We start from the raw sequence: 19,138 nt of genomic DNA on the forward strand, positions 1-19,138 counted from the left end.
GTCTTCCGTATCATATGACCAGGTAGCAGGAGAGCGGGCTGCGCCAAGCGGGCAAACGGTGTAAATTGTGGCTTTCCAAACGCACCAAGGAACGCCATGACCATCAAAGCCATCCGCGACCAGTCGCAACCCATGCGCCACATCGTGCACGTGCGCGATCACATCATTTCCGCCGACGCCTCGGTGGAGGAGGGCGGCGGCGACGCCGGCCCTTCGCCGCACGACTTGTACGATGCGGCCCTGTCGGCCTGCAAGGCGCTCACCGTCGTCTGGTACGCCAGACACAAGGGCATCCCGCTGGAACACGTGGAAGTGTCGACCGAGCGCGATGCCAGCGACGAGCGCAAGGGCGTGTACCGCCTGGCCGCCACCCTGCACCTGACGGGCGAACTGACGGATGCGCAGCGCCAGGAATTGCTGGCCGTGGCCGGCAAATGCCCGATCCACAAGCTGATGACGGCCGTCACCACGGAAATCACGACGGTGCTGGCATGAGCGCGGCCATCCTGAAAAGCCACGAGAAGGACTTGGGCGGCGGCTTCATCGTGCGGCGCCTGCTGCCTTCCGCAGTAAAACAGGCCGTCGGCCCCTTCATCTTCTTCGACCATTTCGGCCCCATCGATGTGGCGCCCGACGCCAACCACGACGTGCGCCCGCATCCGCATATCGGCCTGGCCACCGTCACTTATCTGTTCGAGGGCGCGATCGACCACCGCGACAGCATCGGCTCCTGCCAGCGCATCGAACCGGGCGCCATCAACTGGATGACGGCCGGGCGCGGCATCGTGCATTCGGAGCGCACGCCGCACGACCTGGCCGGGCAGCCGCACCGCACGCACGGCTTGCAGCTGTGGGCCGCGCTGCCAAAGGCGCACGAGGAAGATGCGCCGAGTTTCACGCACACGCCGCAGGCCGACATTCCCGTCGTGACGCTCGATGGCGCCGTCGTGAAAGTCCTCATTGGCACGGCGTTTGGCCAGACTTCGCCCGTGCGCACCTACATGCCCACGCTGTACCTGGACGTGGCGCTGCAGGCGGGGCGCGAGTTGCGGCTGGAGGACTTGCCGGCGGAAGCGGCGATCTATCCGATCAGCGGGGAGGTGCTGGTCGACGGCGTGGCGCTGCTGCCACACACCATGGCCTTGCTGCAAGCGGGCGCCGTGCCCGTGGTGACGGCAGGCGGCGGCCCGGTGCAGTTCGTCGTGATCGGCGGCGAACCGCTGGACGGCCACCGCTACCTGTTCTGGAATTTCGTCTCGTCGAGCAAGGAGCGCCTGTCGCAGGCGGCCGACGACTGGAGCGCCCAGCGCATGGGACAAGTGCCGGGCGAGACGGAATTCATCCCGTTGCCGAAGGCGCCATTGCGTCCTCCGGCATAAGCTGGCTTAGAAGCGCGCGCGCAAGGTCAGTTGCGCCTTGCGCGGCTCGCCATAGAAATTGCCCCAGGCCGGCGCGCCCACCGTCTGGTAGTAGCGCTTGTCGAGCAAGTTCGTCACGGACAGCGATGCCGTCCAGTTGCGGTCGATCTGGTACGCGGCGCGCGCGCTCCACAAGGCATACGCGCCTTGCGCCACGGTCACGTCGCGCGTGACGCGCGAGCTCTCCGTCTGGAAGTTCACGCCGCCGCCCACGCTCCACTGCTGCAAGGCGCCGGGCAGGCGGTAGTCGCTCCACGCGCGCAGCATGTGGCGCGGCGAGTAGGTGCTGGCGAACATCACGCCCGCGTTCGACGTCTGCTCCAGGTACTTGAAATTGTTCAGCGTGTAGCCGGCGAACAGCTGCCAGCCCGGCGCCACTTCGCCGCTGATTTCCGCATCGAGGCCTTCGCTGCGCACCTTGCCCGTCGAGAAATAGCACTCCGTGCCGCTGGAGCAGGTATTGGCCAGGTCGAGTTCCGCGCGGTTGCGCTGCTCGATGCGGAACAGCGCCAGCGAGGTGTTCACCTTGCCGTCGAACAGTTCACCCTTGACGCCCACTTCCAGGTTGCGGCCCTTGAGCGGGTCGAGCAGGGCGCCATCGGCCGTGCGCTGGTTTTGCGGCTGGAAGATGTCGGAGACGCTGGCGTAGCCGGACCAGCGCTTGTCGAATGCGTAGATCACGCCGCCATACGGCGTGACGACGCCGTTTTCGCGGTACGGGTCGATGTACACCTCGCCCGTGTCGCGGTACACGCTGCTCCATTTGTAGTTCGACACGCGGGCGCCCGCCACCACGGTGAGCGGATCGCTGACGCTGAAACGGGCCACGCCGTAGGCGCCCGTCTGCGTCATTTTTGTTACGCTGGGGTCGCCCCGGTAGCTGTGTTCGCGGAACCAGGCGTCGCTCGGTTCGGCCACGCTGTGATTCGGCTGCAGCGGATTGTTCGCTTGCTGCAGCAGGGCCAGACTGAAATCGCTGTCGCTTTCCAGGCGGTTCGTGCTGATGCCGGCGCTGAAGCCGTGGCGGCGGCCAAAGGCGTTGAATTTGCCGTCGAGCGACAGGTCGAGGCCCTTGTTAGTGCTGCCGTAGTCGAACACGCCGCCATACATCATCATGCCGGCCAGGGTGGCGGGGTCGATCGCGCCCTGGCTGAACATGTATTTCACGTCATGCCGCTCGCGCGTGTAGTTGGCGCTGGCCTTGAGCGACCAGTCGGCGTCGAAGTGGTGCTCGAATTCGGCGAAGACGGCCGTCTGGCGGCTAGCCCAGCGGTTCCAGTCGGCACCGAGGAAAGTCTCGCGGGGCAGTTTCGGATCGCTGCCGTCGCGGTAGCGCGGCATGCCGGAAAAGAAGGGCGTCGCGTGCAGTTTTTCGTAGCTGGCGCCCGTCGTCAGCTTGCTGCCCGGCGCCAGGTCGAATTCCAGCACGCCGTACAGCACGTCCGTGCGGCTGTCGGCCACGTCATAAAAATAATCGCGCTGGTCATGCGCGGCCACGGCGCGGCCGCGGATGCTGCCCGATTCGTTCAAGGGGCCGGTGACATCGACTTCGCCGCGCACGTCGTTCCAGCGGCCCGCGCTGAGCGCCAGCTGCACCTGCTTTTCCGCCAGCGGACGCTTGCGCACCATGTTGATGGCGGCGCCCGGCGAGCCGGTGCCCTGCAGCAGGCCCGTGGCGCCGCGCACGATCTCCACGCGATCGAGCATGGCCGTATTGCTGGTGAAGCTGTTCGCCTGCGGGTAGTACATGGCGCGGTTGACGCCGTCGAACTGGTAAGTGTCGACCATGAAGCCGCGCGAATACACATAGCGCCCGCCCATGGGGCTGTCGTACATGGTGATGCCGGTGGTGTTGGCCAGCACGGCGTCGATGGTGTTGAGGTTCTGGTCATCCATCTTCTGCCGCGTGACGACGCTGACGGACTGGGGAATCTCGCGCAGGGTCTGCACGCCTTTGCCGACGGTGACGGCGCGCGCCGCGTACGAGTTGCTGTGTTCACTGACGGGGTCGCGCTCCATGCTGGCGTTCACGACCACGGGCGCCATGGTCTTTTCCACGCCGGCCGCCGGCGCGGAGGAGGGTGCCGCCTGGCGCAGTACGTAGGCGCCGTTCGGCAGCTGCACCGCTTCCAGGCCGCTGCCGGCCAATACCTGGGCAAAGCCCTGCGCCACATTGTGGCTGCCGCGCACGCCGGGCGAGCGCAGGCCGCGCGTCTGCGCGGGATCGGTCGACAGGCTGACGCCGGCGGCGACGGCAAAATCGTTCAAAGCGGTGGCCAGCGGGCCGGCCGCAATGGCGTAGGCTTGCGGCGCAGCGCTTGAAGCGGCGGCCTGGCCTTGCGCCAGTGCGGGCGCGGCGACAAAGGCGGCGGGGGCGGCGCACGCCATGGCGAGGACGGCCAGGCGGATGGCGCGCGCGGCGGGATGGAGGACGGGGGTGGTCAGCTGCATGCTCGGTCTTTCTGCTCAGGGTAAGGGCTATGGTGGATGAATCGGCTTCTTACCTGTCAAGCCGAAGCAGCGCAGCGAAACACCAACCCCTGGCGCAAAAAAAACTGAAAATAATTAGCTTGAACGGGCCGCCACCGTGGCCCAGTAGCGCGTGAAGTAGGTCACTTGCAGTCCGTGCGAGGCGCACAGGCTTTCCAGCACGGCGTCGATATCGTCGATCCGGTAAGAGCCCGTGACGGGGCGTTTCGCCACGCTTGCGTCACAGGCCAGGCGTCCGCGCCGGTAGCGCGACAGTTCCTGCACCAGCCGTTGCAGCGGCCAGTCTGCCGCCACCAGCATGCCGCGCAGCCAGCTGTCCTGGTGCGCGGGCATGGCCAGCACGGCTTCCAGGCCGGTGCCGCCAAAGCGCAGCTGCTGCCCCGCTTCCAGGCGACGCACGGCATCCGGGCGCGCCGCGCCGCGCACCTCCACGGCGTGTTCGAAGACGCTGACGACGCTGCCACCGTCATCGCAGCGCACGCCGAAGCGCGTGCCCAGCGCGCGGATCACGCCGTGCGGCGTGTCGACGAGGAAGGGGCGCGCATCGGGTGCCGTCGTGATCATGACTTCGCCGTGATGCAGGCGGATGCGGCGGCGCGCGGCGCTGTAATCGACGTCGACGGCGCTGTCCGTATTCATCTCCATCTGCCCGCCATCGGCCAGCGCCACGTGGCGGCGCTGGCCCGGCACCGTGCGCAAGGACGCCGTCCACGCTTGCCAGGGGGCGGACTGCAAGCCCGCCTGGCCCAGCATGATGCCGCCGCCGGCCGCCACCAGCATGGCCAGCACTTTCGCGGCGCTGCGCCGTCGCTGCTGCGCCGCCTGCAGGGCAGGAATTGCCAGCGCCGGCGGTATGATGGCCAGCTGGCCGTCCATGCGTTGCAGCAGCGCCCAGGCCCGGTCATGCTCGGCGCTGGCGTCGCGCCATGCCTGCAGGGCGGCCGGGTCGGCGCTGCCGCACTGGAGTTCCACATGCCAATGGGCGGCGGCGGCCAGCACCTTGCGGGGGATGGGCGCTGACTGCGGGGTGGAAGGGGAAAACATCAGCCGGCCACCAGCATCAGGCATTCCGTGTAGGCGCGCACCAGGTGCTTTTTCACGGTGGGCAAGGACACGCCGAGGCGCCGGCTGATGTCCACATAGCTGAGCTCTTCGATTTGCGCCAGCAGGAAGATGGCCCGCGTGCGCGCGCCCAGGCGGTCGAGCAGGCGGTCGATGGCGAGCAGGGTTTCGATGATGATGGCGTGCGTTTCGGCGCAGATCGATATCGGCTCGGCTTGCTGGGCCAGCGCTTCCAGGTAGGCCTGTTCCAGCGCCTGGCGCCGGTAGCGGTCGATCAGCAAGCCGCGTGCGATGGTCGCCAGGTAGCCGCGCGGCTCGCGCAGCGGCGCCAGCGGTGCCACCTCGCGCTTGCCCAGCAGGCGTAAAAAAGTGTCCTGCGCCAGGTCGGCCGCCTCGGCGCGGTTGCCCAGCTTGCCGCGCAGCCAGCCATACAGCCAGCCATGGTGTTCGCTGTACAAGGTGCTCAGGTGGCTGGCATGGGTGGGACTGACGGTACTCACTGCGTTCTCCAGGCAAGGGTAGAGCTGGGCTGACGGAACGCGGGGTGCCGGCTGGCTGGGCTGTTTGAGAATGATACTCATTATCACATTGTCATGCGGGCGGCGTCAATTACTGTCCGCCACCGAGGCGCCAGCGCTCCTGCCACTGTTGCAGATCCGCCCAGGCTTGCTGCAGGGCAGTGGCGGACCAGTGCAGCAGGCCGTCGAACGCCAGCACGGTGCGCTGCCAGTGGATGCCGTCGAAAAACACATGGTCGGCCACGATGGTGGCGGCCAGCCAGGCGGCGATGATGACGATGATGTCGTGGCGGCCGCTTTTCCACCAGCGCAGCGAGTGGCGGCGGAAAATCCACGGCACGCCCAGCGGATTGGGCCAGTCCGCCAGCAGATGCATGATGCCGCCGGCGGCACAGCCGAACAGGGGCGGCGCCCACAGGTGGTGCGGCAATTGCAGATACGTGTAGACGAGCAGGGCGATCCAGGCCAGGCCCCAGTGCGTCCACGTGCGGTGCGTGATCCACAGCTTGTGCGTGCGCGCCCACCAGGCCACTTCCAGCCAGTCCGGCGCCGTGCCGCCCAGCGCCCCCATGACAAAGGCGAGCATGCTCAGCACTTGATAGGGGCCGCCGGCGCCAGCGTGCGCGACGAGGGCCGCGGCGATCACGCCGGCAGCCCAACCGGTCGCATGATGCGCTTTGTTGGAAGCCATAGGAAATGTAAAACGCTGTGTAGGCGTTTTGTGAAATGTCATGGATATTAACTGGATGAATATACAGTACGCAAGGGCGTCGCTGGGCGCTATTTGCGCAATATCTGCTATTAAAGTGTTAAATTGTGTGTCGGGATGGACGTGATGGCGGACTCGGCGCCTGATGCCGGCCGGTCAAGTATGTTGTGCGGCTGATAATGTATTTGGCGCAGGGCGCGCTATGCTGAAAGCAGTCTTACGTTTTAAGAGGTGTCGCCATGAAAATCCCGCGCGAATTGCAGATTCCCGCCATCGTGTTTACGCTGGAAGCGGTGTTTATTCTGGGCTTGTCGATGATTTTTCTCGTACTGATACCACGCTAGTGCCTTGCGGATAACTGCAGATTTACAACAGTGTTCTTATGCAGTTTGCATGGTGCTATCGCACAGCGCCGCGCCTTCGGTGCGGATGATCCAGCATTCCGGATATGGTTCGCTGGCGAAGCGGTTGTGCCGCGCGAAGCCGCTGAGCTTGTCGAGCGCCGTGGCCGGGGCCAGCGGGGTTTCCTTGCCGCTGGCCGTGTCCAGGTGCCAGAAACCGCCGTTGCGGTGGAATAGCACGGGAAGGCAGCTGGCCTGCGGCGTGGCAAGATGGCTGGCCGGCGTGGGTTGGGAATCGGGCAGCAGCAGGTAAAAACACTCGGCGCGGGCGCCGTGGTCGATGCGGTGCAGAATCACGCCGTGCGCGAGGATGGCCGTGACGCTGAGCACGACGATGCCCTTGATGCTGGCTGACAATTCGATGCGCATGCCCAGGCGCAGGGGCACGGGTTTGTGCTTGCCGGGCCAGACGCCGTCGAGCAGCATGCCGTAGCGCGACACGTCTTCGATTTCAAAGCCTTGCTGGCTGCGCCGGATGATGGCGTGGCGGCCCGACAGGCGGCGCGTCAAGCCATTGTTGTCCTGGCCGTCGGGGCTGAAATGGCTGAGCAGCACATCGGCTTCGGGGTCCACCAGCTCGAAGCGTCCCAGCATGCATTCTTCCAGCGCGAACAGGCGGATCTGGCGCTGCTCGCCCGCTTCCGGCGCCGCATTGACGAGGCAGGCAGCCTGGCTCGGGTGCGGATGGCAGTGGCTGGCGGCGGGCAGGTCGACTTCGATCAATTCCTCGTCCCAGGCGATGGTGGTAAAACCCATGTCGATCTTGCCTTGCGGCGCCGACAAATCCACGTGGGCGATGCCGGCATTGCGCGCGGTGACGTCGAGGTTGCAGCCGTCGCCGCCCGTCACGCGGGCAATCGAGGCGTCGTCGGCCATCACGCGCACGTTCTTGTGCGTGCTGAGGAAAATCTGGTGGATTTCCGTCAGGGTGGCATCGCGTCGCGGTACGAGGATGACAAACGTGCATACCCATTTCTGCGCCACGGCGCCATCGACGTGGCTGTGCACTTCGACCTCGATCTGGTATTGCCCGTGCTCCTTGTTACGCGAGGAAAACTCGACAAATACGGGGCGCCAGTCGCCGCGCGTGGTGCGCACGAAATCATGCTGGACGGCGCCGCGCGGGATCAGGTCCGAGCGCAGGCGCAAGGTCAGCTGCGGCGCGCAGGCGGCGCTCATGCCGCGCAATTCCATTTTCAGGGTTTGCCGTCCGCCTGCCGCACGGGGATCGAAGCCGCTGATGTGCAGGTGGGCATGTATCGGCTGGTAGGCGGGCGCAGTGGCGGGTTGTGCGGCGGGCACTGGGGTAAATGCCGGCAGGCTGGCGGGGGGCGAGGCTGGCATGGGGCTGGTCAGGCTGGTCACCGCTTGAGCAGCATCGCGTATCACCGCATCGCGCAGCCCGGCATCATGCGCACGGGCGTGCGGAAGCGCCGTTGCCGATGGTTCGGAACGGGCGCTGCGCAGTGCGGTCAACAGGTCGTAGCTGCTGGGGGCATTCGTCGCTTGCGGGTGGTTGCCCGCGCAGACTGTTTCCCCAGGCAAGACCCAGAACGTACAGTGCGGGTGCTCCGGGTTGCTGCATTTTTTCATGACATTCTGACTCGAATCGAGCGGGGACATTGCGCCCTCTGTTCTACATGAGAGCTTACGCGCTTTTGCGCCTGCTTGGCAACTTTCGCGGCGCTTGAATGCGCTCTTTTTGCCCAAATTCATCCCCTTGGTCACACCTTGCCATACATGTCATGGAAACTATTGCTCAAAAACACATTTTATGTCTTTCCAGATATGTTATTTTGATATCGCCAGTCCAGCTGCGTTCAGCTGCGCTGTTTGCTGACGATGACTTCCAGATACTCGCCCGGCACCACCAGCGAGTGAGTGCCCGCTGTATTCAGGCGTTCGAGCAGGGCGAACAGCTCCTGCTCCAGCGCCTCGGCGCCAGGTGCGTCCAGCGCGGCAAAGGCCTTGTGGACGGGGCCGTAATAATCGCGGAAGACCTGCACCCAGTGGTGAGCGGAGGCGTAGCGGAAATTGAAGACCTTGCGCTGGCTGTGCACCTGCTCTGCCGCCTGGCCGAACAGGTCGCGCACATACGCTTCCTCGCCCCAGCGGGCCGGCGACACCACGCCCGCCGGGGGCGGCACATATTTGCCGATGGTCTTGAAGAGTTGCCCGATAAAGCCGTCCGGGGTCCAGTTGGCCATGCCGATGCGTCCGCCGGGACGCAGCACGCGCAGCATTTCGCTGGCCGCGCGCCGGTGGTCGGGCGTGAACATGACGCCGAAGGTCGACAGGGCCGCGTCGAAACTGGCATCGGCGAAGGGCAGGGCTTCGGCGTCGGCCACGCGGAAGGTCACGGCCAGCCCTTCCGCTTCGGCGCGCGCGCGCCCCTTGTCCAGCAGCGCCGGCACATAATCGGTGGAGACGACGCGGGCAAAGCGGCGCGCCGCCGCCAAGGTGGCGTTGCCGTTGCCGGCGGCGATGTCGATGACGTCTTCGTGGGCGCGGATATCGGCAGCCTCGGCCAGCGACTCGCCGACCGGCTGCAGGGTCACGCCGATGACGGCGAAGTCGCCGCTGGCCCAGCCTGCTTGCTGGCGCTGCTTGATGGCGGCGTAGTCGGGCGCGCCGGCGGCGCCGGCCTGCGGTGTAGGCATGGTGTTGCTCATGGCATGCTCCTGTGACGTTGGAGAGATCCTTTCGTCAGACCGCGCGCCATGGGCATGGTTCAATTTATACAGGCTGTCGTGAGCGTGGCGGCGTTTTGCATTATGCTGGCGCAACTGTTCCCCTCAACGCCGCCTGACGCCGAAAGACGACCATGCCTGCCCAACGCCCGTTCCAGCTTGCCATTGCCTATGGCGCCGCCTTGTGCGTGTTCCTGGCCATCGACGCCCTGTGGCTGGCGGTGCTGATGAAACCCGTGTACGCCGCGGCGCTGGGGCCGCTATTGGCGGACACGCCCCGCTGGGCGCCGGCCGTGCTGTTTTATCTGCTCTACGTGGCCGGACTGCTGGTCTTTGCCATCCTGCCCGGCTTGCGGGCGCGCCGCGGACGCACGGCGGCGGCGCTGGGCGCGCTGCTGGGGCTGCTTGCCTACGGCACCTATGATTTGAGCAACTATGCGACCTTGCGCGGCTGGCCGCTGGCCTTGACGGCGATCGACATGGCCTGGGGCACCGTGCTGTCGGCCGTGTCGGCCACGGCCGGCTACCTGGCTGCTAGCCGCCTGGGACGGTGAATGCCGCATCGAAGCGCAGCGCCACCACGGTAATGTTATCGCTATACAAGCCTTTTGGCGGATGCAAGAGGAAGTCGTCGAACAGGTCGCTGACGGCCTGAGCCGCAGTCTTGCCGGCACACAAGGCGGGCCAGCGGGCCGTGAGGGCCAGCGGATCCTCGCAGGCCCAGAAACCGTCGCTGGCCAACAGATAGTGGGCGCCGGGACGCACGCGCAGCACGCGGCGGTCGCCCAGGTGCGCGAGGAAGGGCGGCAAGGTGGCCGCATCGAGTCCGCGCAAGGGCTTGTCGAGCTGCAAGCTGTCGCTGATGGCGTTGCCTAAAATGAAGGCCTGCGAGATTTGCGGATGGTGCTCGCCGTGCACGGCGGCGCGCCAGCGCGTCTCGTCGAGCGCGCCGCGCATGGCGTACACGGTGGCCGGCACGTGGTCGACGGTGAGGATGCTGGCAACCCCGTCGGCAATTTCATACAGGCGCGAATCGCCCACGTGATACAGCAGCGGGGCTTCGCCGGGCGGCACTTCCAGCAAGGTCAGGGTGGTGCCCGGCGGGCGGGCCTGGGCTGGCGCCGTCCTGGCGAAGGTATCCTGCAAGCGCGTGTGCAACTGGTCGAGTTTGGCTGCCAGGCTGGCCGTGTCGAGGCAGGCGGGTATGGTCAGCAAGCCTTGCACGGCCGCTTCCGCCGCTTCGCGCCCAAGGCCGTGGCCGCCCATGCCGTCGAGCACGGCGGCACGCACATGGCCGCGCGGCCAGCCCGGCACCTGGCAGTGGAACGGCGCCTGCCGCGACAGGCAGACGGCGTGGCCGCTGGCATCGATCAGCAGGAAGTTGTCCTGGTTCTCGCGCCGGGGCATCGGGCCGGCGCCCACGCTGGTGCCGGCGGCGGCATCGAGCCAGGGGCCAAAGTCGAGCGCGTCTTTAATTAAATGCATCGGTTGGTGCGGTCCAGGCGGCCAGCAATGTTGATCGTAGGACACAGCTTAGCCGAAATCGTGCGGGGGCGATACCTTGCCTGTTTCGCAAAAAAACCTGCGGCAGCAAGCTGGCGCAGGTTTTATATGGTGGCGGGTGTCGCTTAACGGCGATGGCCCCAGCCGTGGCCGTGACCGTGGCCACGGTCATAGTAGTCGTAGCGGCCATGGTCGCGGTAGTAGCCGCGGCCCGGCTGCACGTAGACGACAGCCGGCGGGCCGTAGTAGCGTGGTGGCGGCGCGTAGTACACGGGCTGCGGCGCGGGGGCGTAGTACACCGGTTGCGGCGCAGGCGCGTAATAGGTTTCGCGGTAGCCGCCGCGATAGCCGCCACGGTCGTAATAGCGGTCATTCGTGCTGATGCTGTTGCCGACTGCGGCGCCCAGCACGCCACCGACGATCGCACCATTGCGTCCGCCGGTGCTGTTGCCAATGGCCGCCCCGACAACGGCGCCTGCAACGGTATTGAAGTCGCGGTCACCGGCGACTGCGGCCGAAGACACAGCCACTGCCGCTACCATTACCGCACCCAGGAGTTTCTTGTTCAACATGGCATTTCCTTCCATTCCGGCGAGATCACAATGATCTGCATGAACTGGACTATATCTGCTGCCGCAAGCTTGTTCCACGTCTAATACAACTTATTACAATCGGGGCGGGGCGGTAACAAGTCAGCGCCGGCGCGCCTGCCATTCTGGACGAAGCAGGCTGTACATTTTGGCGTCGCGCATCACGCCGTTGATAAAGAAAGCCTGGCGTATCAAGCCTTCCTGGGTAAAGCCGTTCTTTTGCGCGATGCGCTCGGAGCCGATGTTCAGCGGGTCCATCAGCAGCTCGAGCCGGTGATACGGATAGGCGCTGAACAGGTAATCGACCACCAGGCGCGTCGCTTCGCTGATGTAGCCGCGCCCGTCCCGCTGCCGGTCGAACAGGCGGTAACCGATTTCGCGCGAGGCTGGCGTGCGGCTCTTGAAGTGCGTGATCGTGCCGATGATGTGCTGTGAGTGATCTTCGATGAGGAACAATTCGCTGTCTTCGGTGACAAAGCCCGATTGTAGGAAGTCGCGCCGCATGGCCTCGGGCGACTTGAATTGCATCGAGAAAAACTCGCCGCGCGAGGGCAGGTCGTTGACGAGGGAAATATAGGTATTCAGGTCGGCAGCCTGCAAATGCCGGATGGTGCAGAGGGTTCCCTTGAGCATGTCGGTTTCCGGTAGCGATCACGAATCTTCATGGTAATCGACTCTGGGGGCAAGAGGCAATCGGTCCCGTAAAAGTTGCTGCAATGACAGAACAAATACGCTATCGTAGACAGCCGCGCCTTGCCCATGGCCACGGCGTACCCGCTTCGACCTCGTTGACTGGAACTGACATCACATGCAAATCATCCTGACTGGCGCGCCATTGCGCCGTTCCGTTTTATCCATCGCCCTTGGCTGCATCGTCAGCGCCGGCGCCTTTGCCGCCGTACCGGGCAATACGCCGCAAGCGCTGGCGCAGGTGCGCGATACGGCGCTGCAAAGCGACTGGGCCTACGCCCGTCTGGCCGACATGACGGATTTGATCGGCCCGCGCCTGTCCGGCTCCGCAGGCGCGGCCGCCGCCGTGCAGCAGGTGGCCGACGCCATGCGCCAGCTGGGCGCCACCGTCACCCTGCAGCCCGTGAAAGTGCCGCACTGGGTGCGCGGCGTGGAAACGGCGGAAATCGTCGACTATGCGGGCCGTCCGCAGGGTGTCTCGCAGCGCGTGGTGCTCACGGCCCTGGGCGGCTCGGGCGCCACTGCGGCCGCCGGCCTGACGGCACCCGTGATCATCGTCAAGAGCCTGGACGAACTCAAGGCACGCGCGCCGGAAGTGAAGGGCGCCATCGTGCTGATCGACACGCCGTTCGACCAGGAGATGGCCGAACGGGGCCTGGCCGGCGTTACCTACGGCCAGGGTTCGCGCGCGCGCTTCCTCGGGCCGAAGGCGGCGGCCGACCTGGGCGCGGCGGCCGCGCTGGTGCGCTCGGTCGGCGGCGCGAACTTCCGCATCCCGCATGCGGGCGCCACGGGCTTGGACGACAACAAGCGCATTCCGGCCGCCGCCGTCACCGTGGAAGACGCCTTGCTGATCGGCCGCCTGGCCGCGCGCGGGCCCTTGAAAATGCACCTGACCCTGACGCCGCAAAATCTGCCGGAAGCGGACAGCTACAACGTGATCGCCGACTGGCCCGGCACGGACAAGGCTAGCGAAGTGGTGGTGGTCTCGGGCCACCTCGATTCCTGGGACCTGGCGACGGGCGCGCACGACGACGGCGCCGGCGTCGTGGCGGCCATGGGCGTGGTGGAAACCTTGAAAAAGCTCGACTACCGCCCGCGCCGCACCATCCGCGTGATCGCCTGGATGAACGAGGAAAACGGCGGCCGTGGCGGCCAGGCCTACTTCGAGGCCCACAAGCAGGCGCTCGGCAAACAATACGCGGCCATCGAGATGGACAGCGGCGCCGGCCGCCCGTTCGGCATCCTCGCCAGCGTGGGGCCGAAGTCGGAAAAACTGTTCGCGCCGCTGCGCGCTGCCTTGCTGCCGATGGGCGCGCACGCGTTCACGCGGCGCGATGCGCTGGGCACGGGCGACCTGCACCGCCTGGAAACGGGCGGCGTGCCCAGTTTCGAGCCGCTCGTCGACAGCCACAGCTACTTCCACTACCACCACACGCCGGCCGACACCCTGGACAAGGTCGACCCGGATAACCTCAAGCGCAACGTGGCGCTGATGGCGTCGCTGGCCTGGTTCCTGGCCAATATCGACGGCGAGATCGGCCGCGCGCCGGAGCAGGGCGAGTAAGCGCCAATGTCGCTACCCGATCTGAACCTGTTGATCACCCTCGATGTCCTGCTGGCCGAAGGCAGCGTCACGCGCGCGGCGCGGCGCTTGCGTCTGAGTCCATCGGCCATGAGCCGCGCCCTGGCGCGCCTGCGCGAGACGACCGGCGATCCGCTGCTGGTGCGCGCCGGGCGTGAACTGGTGCCCACGCCGCGCGCGCTGGAGCTGCGCGAACGGGTGGGCCGCCTGCTGGGCGAGGCGCTAGCCGTGCTGGGACCGGTGCAAGCGCTCGATCCGCGCCAGCTGGCGCAGACGTTCACGCTGCGTGCGAGCGACGGCTTCGTGGAAAATTTCGGCCCGGCCCTGCTCGCGCATATCGGCGCGCAGGCGCCTGGCGTGCGCCTGCGCTTCGTGCAAAAGCTCGACCGCGAAAGCGTGCAGCTGCGCGAGGGCAGCATCGACCTGGAAACGGGCGTGATCGGCAGTCTCACCAGCCCGGAAGTGCGCACGCGCAGGCTGTTCGGCGACCGTTTCGTGGGCGTGGTGCGCAGCGGCCATGCGCTGGCGCAAGGAGCGATCAGCGCCGAGCGCTATGCGGCCGGCCAGCACGTGCTGGTGGCGCGGCGCGACCAGGATACGGGACCGATGGACGACGCGCTGGCCGCGCTGGGATTGCAGCGCACGATCGCCAGCATCGTCGGCGGCTTCACGGCGGCGCTGGCGCTGGCCGCCGGCTCCGACCTGATCGCCACCGTGCCGGAACGGCATACGGGCAATCTGCGTGCCGGCATGTTCAGCTTTGCGCTGCCGCTGGGCATGCCGGACCTGACCGTGTCGCTGATGTGGCATCCGCGCATGGATGCCGACCCCGCCCACCGCTGGCTGCGCGGCTGCGTGGTCGACGCCTGCGCGGCCCGGATCAGCGCCGGCTGATGGCGCCGGCAGCGGCCTGCTGCACGGGCCCGTCGAAGCCGCCGGCAATTGCCGTGTAGGCGCGCGCCGTGGCGATGGCCATGTCGCGGTGCGCCGTCACCAGCTGCTCCTGCGCGGCCAGCGCAATGCGTTCCGCTTCGAGCACGCCGAGCAGGCTTTCCGCGCCTTCCTGGTAGCGCACGCGCGCCAGGCGCGCGCTTTCCTGCGCCAGCCGGTGCGCCTCGCGCAGTTCCGCTTGGCGGTTGCGCAATTGCACCCATTGCGCGATGGCGCTGTCGGTTTCCTCCAGCGCCAGCGCCAGCGCCTTGTCGAAGCCGGCCTGCGCGGCCTGCACCTCGGCCCCGGCCGCGCGGGCGCGGGCCCGGCGCGTGCCGCCATCGAACAGCGGCAGGGAAAACGCGGCGCCCGCATGCCAGCGCGCCGCATCGCCGCCATTCCAGTCGCCGGCCACGCCGGAGGCGCCAAACAGCGCGCCCAGGCTGATGCGCGGGAAGCGTTCGGCGATGGCGGCGCCTTCGCGCGCGCTGGCCGCTGCCAGCGCCCGTTCGGCCGCGCGCACGTCGGGCCGGCGCAGCAGCAGGTGAGCCGGCTCGTCCGTCAACAAGGTTTGCGGCAGCGTCAGCGGCATCGGCTGGTCGAGCGCCGCCAGTTCCGGCGCATCGAGACGCTGTCCGGTGAGCGTCGCCAGCCGGTTGCGCGCCAGGCGTTCTTCGGCGTTCAGGCTGGGCAGGCGGGCACTGGCCAGGCGCATCTGCGCCTCGGCGCGCATGCGTTCGGCCGGCGCGGCGCGGCCGGCGCTTTCGCGCTCGCGCACCAGTTGCAGGGTGCCGGACTGGTTCGACAGCTGCTCCTGCAGGCTGGCGCGCATCTGCTGCGCGCCGCGCAGCACCAGGTAGGCGTCCACCACCTGCGCCAGGATCAGGCGCCGCACATCGTCGCGCACGGCGGCGCGCTCGTCCGCCGATGCCTCGGCAGCGGTGATGCTGTGGCGCACGCGGCCGAACAGGTCGAGCTCCCAGCTGAAGACGGCGCTCCACTGCAGCGGCGAGGCGATGTGCGGCTGGCCGCCGCGGCTCTCGATCGCCGCCAGGCGCGCGCGTCCGGCCTGGGCGTCGAGATCCACCGCCGGCAGGCGGGCGCCGCGCGCGGCCTGCGCGAACTCGCGGGCGCTGGCCAGGCGCGCGGCGGCGATGCGCACGTCGTAATTGTCTTGCCAGGCGCGCTTGACCAGCTGCTCCAGGCTGGCATCGCCCAGTGCCTGCCACCACAGCGCCGGCGGCGCGCCGGCCTGCAGTTCCGGGCCCCCCGCCGAGGGCAGGGCAGACAGTTGCGCCGGATCAAGCGCCCGCGTCGCCGTGGGCGTGCCGGCGCTGCAGCCGGCCAGGGCCAGCATGGCCGCCGCCAGCAGCGGCGCGGCGCGGCGCGTGTTCAAGTGTGTCATGCGGATCATGCGGCTTCTCCCAGCGCGACCGTGTGCGTGGCCGGCGCCGCGCGGCGCCTGCTCAGCAAGGTGAAAAACAAGGGTGTAAACAACAGGCCCGACAAGGTCACGCCCAGCATGCCGGCGAAGACGGCCGTGCCCATCGACTGGCGCATCTCCGCGCCCGCACCGGAAGACAGCATCAGCGGTATCGCACCCAGCAGGAAAGCCAGCGACGTCATCAGGATGGGACGCAAGCGCGTGCGGGCGGCGGCGATGGCCGCTGCGCGCGCGTCGGCGCCGGCCGCCATCGCCTGGCGCGCGAATTCGACGATCAGGATGGCGTTCTTGGCGGCCAGGCCGATCAGCACCACGATGCTGATCTGCGTCAGCACGTTGTTGTCCAGGCCGCGCCACGACACGCCGATCAGCGTGGCCAGCACGCAGCTGGGCACGATCAGCACGACGGACAGGGGCAGCAGCCAGCTTTCAAACAGGGCCGCCAGCAGCAGATACACGAGCAGAACGGCCAGTCCCAGCACCATGCCGGTGCTGGCGCCCGCGTGTTTTTCCTGCAGCGCCAGTTCCGTCCACTCGTAGTCGAAGCCGGCCGGCAGGCGCGCCTTGAGCAGTTCTTCCATCGCGGCGATGGTCTGCCCCGTGGAGTAGCCGGGCCTGGTGCTGCCCTGGATTTCGGCGGCAGGATACAGGTTGTAGCGCGGCACGCGGAACGGCGCCGTGCCTTCGCTGAAGGTGGCCACGCTGCCCAGCGGGACCATGTCGCCGCTGGCGGTGCGCGTCTTGAGTGCGGCCAGGTCGGCCACGCTGCGCCGGTAGGGCGCGTCCGCCTGTGCGGTGACGCGCCAGACCCGGCCCATCAGGTTCATGTCGTTGACGAACACGGGTGCCAGGTAGCTTTGCAGGGTCTCGTTGATGCGCAGCGGCGGCACGCCCAGGTATTCGGCCCTGGTGCTGTCCAGTTCAACCTTGATCTGCGGGCTCATGGCGTTGAACGGCGTGAAGGCGCCCGTCACCGAGGGCAGTTTCCCCGCTTCCTCGGCGATGCCGCGCGCGGCCGCCTGCAAGGCTTGCGGTCCCAGGCCGCCCGTGTCGCGCAGCATCAGCTTGAAGCCGCCGCCGGTGCCGATGCCGCGCACGGAAGGCGGCGGTATGACCATCACGCGCGCCGCGCTGATGGGCGCCAGCTTGCCGCGCAGGGCGCCCAGCATGGCCGGCCCGTCCAGGCCACTGCTGGCGCGCGCGCCGAAGTCCTTGAACATGGTGAAGATGACGGCCGTGTTGGGCGCCGACGTAAACGTGGCGCCGTCGGTGCCGACGAAGGCGGCCGTGTGGGCCACGCCGGGGTGGCTCATCAGGCGTGCCGTGGCGTCCTGCACCACTGCGCTGGTGCGCGCCAGGGTCGAGCCGGCCGGCAGCTGGATCGAGACGATGGCATAGCCGCGGTCCAGCTGCGGCACGAAGCCGCGCGGCGTCGCGTCCAGGCGCCACAGGGTCAGGCCCGCCAGCACGAGGTACACGGGCAGCATCAGCCAGCGCCGCGAGAGGATGCGCCCGGTCAGTTGCACGTAGCCGCCCGTCAGGCGGGAAAAGCCGCGGTTGAAGATGGCCATCCAGCGCGCGCCCAGGCTGTTGGCATCGTGCTGCGGCTTGAGCAGCAGCGCGGCCAGGGCCGGCGACAGCGTCAGCGAGACCAGTGCCGAGATCACGGTGGAGGCGGCGATGGTGACGGCGAACTGGCGGTAGAACATGCCGGAGATGCCATCGATGAAGGCCGTTGGCACGAACACGGCCACCAGCACCAGCGCGATGGCGACCAGCGCGAAGCCCACCTCGTTCATGCTGCGCTGCGCCGCGGCGACGGGGCTCATGCCGTCCTCCATGTGGCGCTCGACGTTTTCCACCACCACGATGGCGTCATCGACGACGATGCCGATCGCCAGCACCAGGCCGAACAGCGACAGCGTATTGAGGGAATAGCCCATCGCGGCCAGCACCGTGAAGGTGCCGACCAGGGACACGGGAATGGCCAGGATGGGAATGATGGCGGCGCGCCACGAGCCGAGGAACAGCAGCATGGCCAGGCACACCAGCAGTGCCGCCTCGAAGATGGTGTCGCGCACCTTGTCGATCGAGGAACGGATGAATTCGGTCGGATTGTAATAGGCATGGTAGGCGACGTCCTGCGGGAAATCGGCTTCCATTTTGGCCAGCAGCGCCAGCACGCGGTCGCCGGTGGCCAGCGCATTCGAGCCGGGCAGCAGGCTGATGCTCAGCGCGATGGCCGTGCGGTTGTCGACAAAGCCGCTTTCCGCGTAATCCTGCGCGCCCATCTCGACGCGCGCCACGTCGCGCAGGCGCACCACGCCGCCGTCGGCATGGGCGGCGACGATGATGGCCTCGAATTCGGCCACGTCGCGCAAGCGGCTTTGCGCCTGCACCTGCACCTGGTAGGCGCCATCGCTGCCGCCGGGCGGCTGGTTCAATACCCCGGCGGCGACCTGCGAGTTGGCTTGCCGTACCGCCGCGATCACTTCCGGCGCGCTCAGGCCCAGCGAGGCCACGCGCGCCGGATCGAGCCAGATGCGCATCGAGAAGTCGCGCGCGCCGCGCGTGTAGATGTCGCCGACGCCTTCGATGCGGGCCAGCTGGTCCTTGACGGCGGTGCCGATGAAGTTGGAGATGTACTGCTGGTCGCGCGTGCCTTTCGGCGAATCGAACAGCACTACCATCAGCTGGTCGGGCGAGGCCTTCTTGACGGCCAGACCCAGCCGGCGCACGGCGTCGGGCAGGCGCGCTTCGGCCACCGCCACGCGGTTCTGCACCAGCGACTGCGCCTGTTCGATGTCGGTGCCCGGCTTGAACACCACGCTGATGGTCAGCTTGCCGTCGCCCACCGATTGCGAGGACATGTAGAGCATGCCGTCGACGCCGTTGATTTCCTGTTCGATCGGCGCGGCGACCGTATCGGCGATTTCCTGCGCCGAGGCGCCAGGATAGCTGGCCTTCACCGTCACCGTGGGCGGCACGATCTCGGGAAACTCCGAGATCGGCAGGCGCATGGCCGACACCGCGCCCACCAGGGTGATGAGGATCGACAGCACGATGGCAAACACGGGACGGCGGATGAAAAATTGGGAAAAGCGCATG

The 19,138-nt window shown here is 67.3% G+C and carries 16 protein-coding genes; 5 read left to right on the forward strand and 11 right to left on the reverse strand.

Going from position 1 to position 19,138, the window contains the following annotated elements; translation table 11 throughout:
• Nucleotides 1-96 precede the first annotated feature (96 nt).
• Together AC1Q6X_RS11595 and AC1Q6X_RS11600 are read left to right on the forward strand one after the other, a co-directional pair.
• Nucleotides 97-495 (forward strand): OsmC family protein, encoded by a 399-nt coding sequence (locus tag AC1Q6X_RS11595; RefSeq protein WP_099411573.1) that lies wholly within the window; start codon nucleotides 97-99, stop codon nucleotides 493-495.
• Nucleotides 492-1,379 carry a pirin family protein gene (locus AC1Q6X_RS11600; RefSeq protein ID WP_070224654.1) on the forward strand — a complete coding sequence of 296 codons (888 nt, stop codon included), beginning with the start codon at nucleotides 492-494 and terminating at the stop codon, nucleotides 1,377-1,379. The genes AC1Q6X_RS11595 and AC1Q6X_RS11600 overlap by 4 nt, the downstream gene beginning before the upstream one ends.
• 6 nt (nucleotides 1,380-1,385) lie before the next feature.
• On the opposite strand, the gene AC1Q6X_RS11605 is transcribed toward AC1Q6X_RS11600, so the two are convergent.
• The 6 genes from AC1Q6X_RS11605 to AC1Q6X_RS11630 form a co-directional block, all read right to left on the reverse strand.
• A complete protein-coding gene (locus AC1Q6X_RS11605) occupies nucleotides 1,386-3,869 on the reverse strand; it encodes a TonB-dependent siderophore receptor (protein ID WP_492415986.1) in 2,484 nt (827 codons plus the stop codon).
• 114 nt (nucleotides 3,870-3,983) lie between these two features.
• Nucleotides 3,984-4,952, reverse strand: coding sequence for a FecR domain-containing protein (locus AC1Q6X_RS11610; RefSeq protein WP_492497064.1), 969 nt, complete (start codon nucleotides 4,950-4,952; stop codon nucleotides 3,984-3,986).
• Complete coding sequence (locus AC1Q6X_RS11615) at nucleotides 4,952-5,470, reverse strand: sigma-70 family RNA polymerase sigma factor (protein WP_492497066.1); 519 nt, start codon at nucleotides 5,468-5,470, stop codon at nucleotides 4,952-4,954. Before AC1Q6X_RS11615 ends, AC1Q6X_RS11610 begins: the two co-directional genes overlap by 1 nt.
• A 109-nt stretch (nucleotides 5,471-5,579) precedes the next feature.
• Nucleotides 5,580-6,179, reverse strand: coding sequence for a metal-dependent hydrolase (locus tag AC1Q6X_RS11620; protein WP_492497068.1), 600 nt, complete (start codon nucleotides 6,177-6,179; stop codon nucleotides 5,580-5,582).
• A 398-nt stretch (nucleotides 6,180-6,577) separates the two neighbouring features.
• A complete protein-coding gene (locus tag AC1Q6X_RS11625) occupies nucleotides 6,578-8,191 on the reverse strand; it encodes an FHA domain-containing protein (RefSeq protein WP_492497070.1) in 1,614 nt (537 codons plus the stop codon).
• A 227-nt stretch (nucleotides 8,192-8,418) separates the two neighbouring features.
• Nucleotides 8,419-9,270, reverse strand: a complete 852-nt coding sequence (locus AC1Q6X_RS11630; protein WP_070313478.1) for a class I SAM-dependent methyltransferase — start codon at nucleotides 9,268-9,270, stop codon at nucleotides 8,419-8,421.
• 152 nt (nucleotides 9,271-9,422) lie between these two features.
• Here AC1Q6X_RS11630 and AC1Q6X_RS11635 point away from each other — a divergent pair, with 152 nt between their 5' ends.
• Entirely contained in the window at nucleotides 9,423-9,842 is a 420-nt protein-coding gene (locus AC1Q6X_RS11635; RefSeq protein WP_070289674.1) for a DUF2177 family protein, read from the forward strand.
• Here AC1Q6X_RS11635 and AC1Q6X_RS11640 read toward each other — a convergent pair.
• The 3 genes from AC1Q6X_RS11640 to AC1Q6X_RS11650 all read right to left on the reverse strand — a co-directional run bounded on the left by AC1Q6X_RS11640 (nucleotide 9,823) and on the right by AC1Q6X_RS11650 (nucleotide 12,014).
• Nucleotides 9,823-10,773 carry a PP2C family protein-serine/threonine phosphatase gene (locus tag AC1Q6X_RS11640; RefSeq protein ID WP_070289650.1) on the reverse strand — a complete coding sequence of 317 codons (951 nt, stop codon included), beginning with the start codon at nucleotides 10,771-10,773 and terminating at the stop codon, nucleotides 9,823-9,825. The genes AC1Q6X_RS11635 and AC1Q6X_RS11640 overlap by 20 nt on opposite strands.
• Before the next feature lie 143 nt (nucleotides 10,774-10,916).
• Complete coding sequence (locus AC1Q6X_RS11645; RefSeq protein ID WP_409028391.1) at nucleotides 10,917-11,315, reverse strand: glycine zipper 2TM domain-containing protein; 399 nt, start codon at nucleotides 11,313-11,315, stop codon at nucleotides 10,917-10,919.
• Between the two features lie 168 nt (nucleotides 11,316-11,483).
• Nucleotides 11,484-12,014 carry a GNAT family N-acetyltransferase gene (locus tag AC1Q6X_RS11650; RefSeq protein ID WP_070224661.1) on the reverse strand — a complete coding sequence of 177 codons (531 nt, stop codon included), beginning with the start codon at nucleotides 12,012-12,014 and terminating at the stop codon, nucleotides 11,484-11,486.
• Between the two features lie 175 nt (nucleotides 12,015-12,189).
• Here AC1Q6X_RS11650 and AC1Q6X_RS11655 point away from each other — a divergent pair, with 175 nt between their 5' ends.
• Nucleotides 12,190-13,638 carry a M20/M25/M40 family metallo-hydrolase gene (locus AC1Q6X_RS11655; protein ID WP_492497074.1) on the forward strand — a complete coding sequence of 483 codons (1,449 nt, stop codon included), beginning with the start codon at nucleotides 12,190-12,192 and terminating at the stop codon, nucleotides 13,636-13,638.
• Nucleotides 13,639-13,644: 6 nt separating this feature from the next.
• Nucleotides 13,645-14,550, forward strand: coding sequence for a LysR family transcriptional regulator (locus AC1Q6X_RS11660; RefSeq protein WP_070224663.1), 906 nt, complete (start codon nucleotides 13,645-13,647; stop codon nucleotides 14,548-14,550).
• Here AC1Q6X_RS11660 and AC1Q6X_RS11665 read toward each other — a convergent pair.
• Both AC1Q6X_RS11665 and AC1Q6X_RS11670 read right to left on the reverse strand, forming a co-directional pair.
• Entirely contained in the window at nucleotides 14,537-16,000 is a 1,464-nt protein-coding gene (locus tag AC1Q6X_RS11665) for an efflux transporter outer membrane subunit (RefSeq protein WP_492497076.1), read from the reverse strand. The genes AC1Q6X_RS11660 and AC1Q6X_RS11665 overlap by 14 nt on opposite strands.
• Nucleotides 15,997-19,137 (reverse strand): efflux RND transporter permease subunit, encoded by a 3,141-nt coding sequence (locus tag AC1Q6X_RS11670; protein WP_492497078.1) that lies wholly within the window; start codon nucleotides 19,135-19,137, stop codon nucleotides 15,997-15,999. The genes AC1Q6X_RS11665 and AC1Q6X_RS11670 overlap by 4 nt, the downstream gene beginning before the upstream one ends.
• Nucleotide 19,138: the final 1 nt, after the last annotated feature.

This window comes from Janthinobacterium sp. GW823-FHT06H09 (genome assembly GCF_058794735.1).

Bases quoted from the DNA above. Each gene is read 5' to 3' on its own strand.
- AC1Q6X_RS11595 (WP_099411573.1), top strand. From the start codon at position 97: ATGACCATCAAAGCCATCCGCGACCAGTCGCAACCCATGCGCCACATC.
- AC1Q6X_RS11600 (WP_070224654.1), top strand. From the start codon at position 492: ATGAGCGCGGCCATCCTGAAAAGCCACGAGAAGGACTTGGGCGGCGGC.
- AC1Q6X_RS11605 (WP_492415986.1), bottom strand. From the start codon at position 3,869: ATGCAGCTGACCACCCCCGTCCTCCATCCCGCCGCGCGCGCCATCCGC.
- AC1Q6X_RS11610 (WP_492497064.1), bottom strand. From the start codon at position 4,952: ATGTTTTCCCCTTCCACCCCGCAGTCAGCGCCCATCCCCCGCAAGGTG.
- AC1Q6X_RS11620 (WP_492497068.1), bottom strand. From the start codon at position 6,179: ATGGCTTCCAACAAAGCGCATCATGCGACCGGTTGGGCTGCCGGCGTG.
- AC1Q6X_RS11625 (WP_492497070.1), bottom strand. From the start codon at position 8,191: ATGAAAAAATGCAGCAACCCGGAGCACCCGCACTGTACGTTCTGGGTC.
- AC1Q6X_RS11630 (WP_070313478.1), bottom strand. From the start codon at position 9,270: ATGAGCAACACCATGCCTACACCGCAGGCCGGCGCCGCCGGCGCGCCC.
- AC1Q6X_RS11635 (WP_070289674.1), top strand. From the start codon at position 9,423: ATGCCTGCCCAACGCCCGTTCCAGCTTGCCATTGCCTATGGCGCCGCC.
- AC1Q6X_RS11640 (WP_070289650.1), bottom strand. From the start codon at position 10,773: ATGCATTTAATTAAAGACGCGCTCGACTTTGGCCCCTGGCTCGATGCC.
- AC1Q6X_RS11650 (WP_070224661.1), bottom strand. From the start codon at position 12,014: ATGCTCAAGGGAACCCTCTGCACCATCCGGCATTTGCAGGCTGCCGAC.
- AC1Q6X_RS11655 (WP_492497074.1), top strand. From the start codon at position 12,190: ATGCAAATCATCCTGACTGGCGCGCCATTGCGCCGTTCCGTTTTATCC.
- AC1Q6X_RS11660 (WP_070224663.1), top strand. From the start codon at position 13,645: ATGTCGCTACCCGATCTGAACCTGTTGATCACCCTCGATGTCCTGCTG.
- AC1Q6X_RS11665 (WP_492497076.1), bottom strand. From the start codon at position 16,000: ATGATCCGCATGACACACTTGAACACGCGCCGCGCCGCGCCGCTGCTG.
- AC1Q6X_RS11670 (WP_492497078.1), bottom strand. From the start codon at position 19,137: ATGCGCTTTTCCCAATTTTTCATCCGCCGTCCCGTGTTTGCCATCGTG.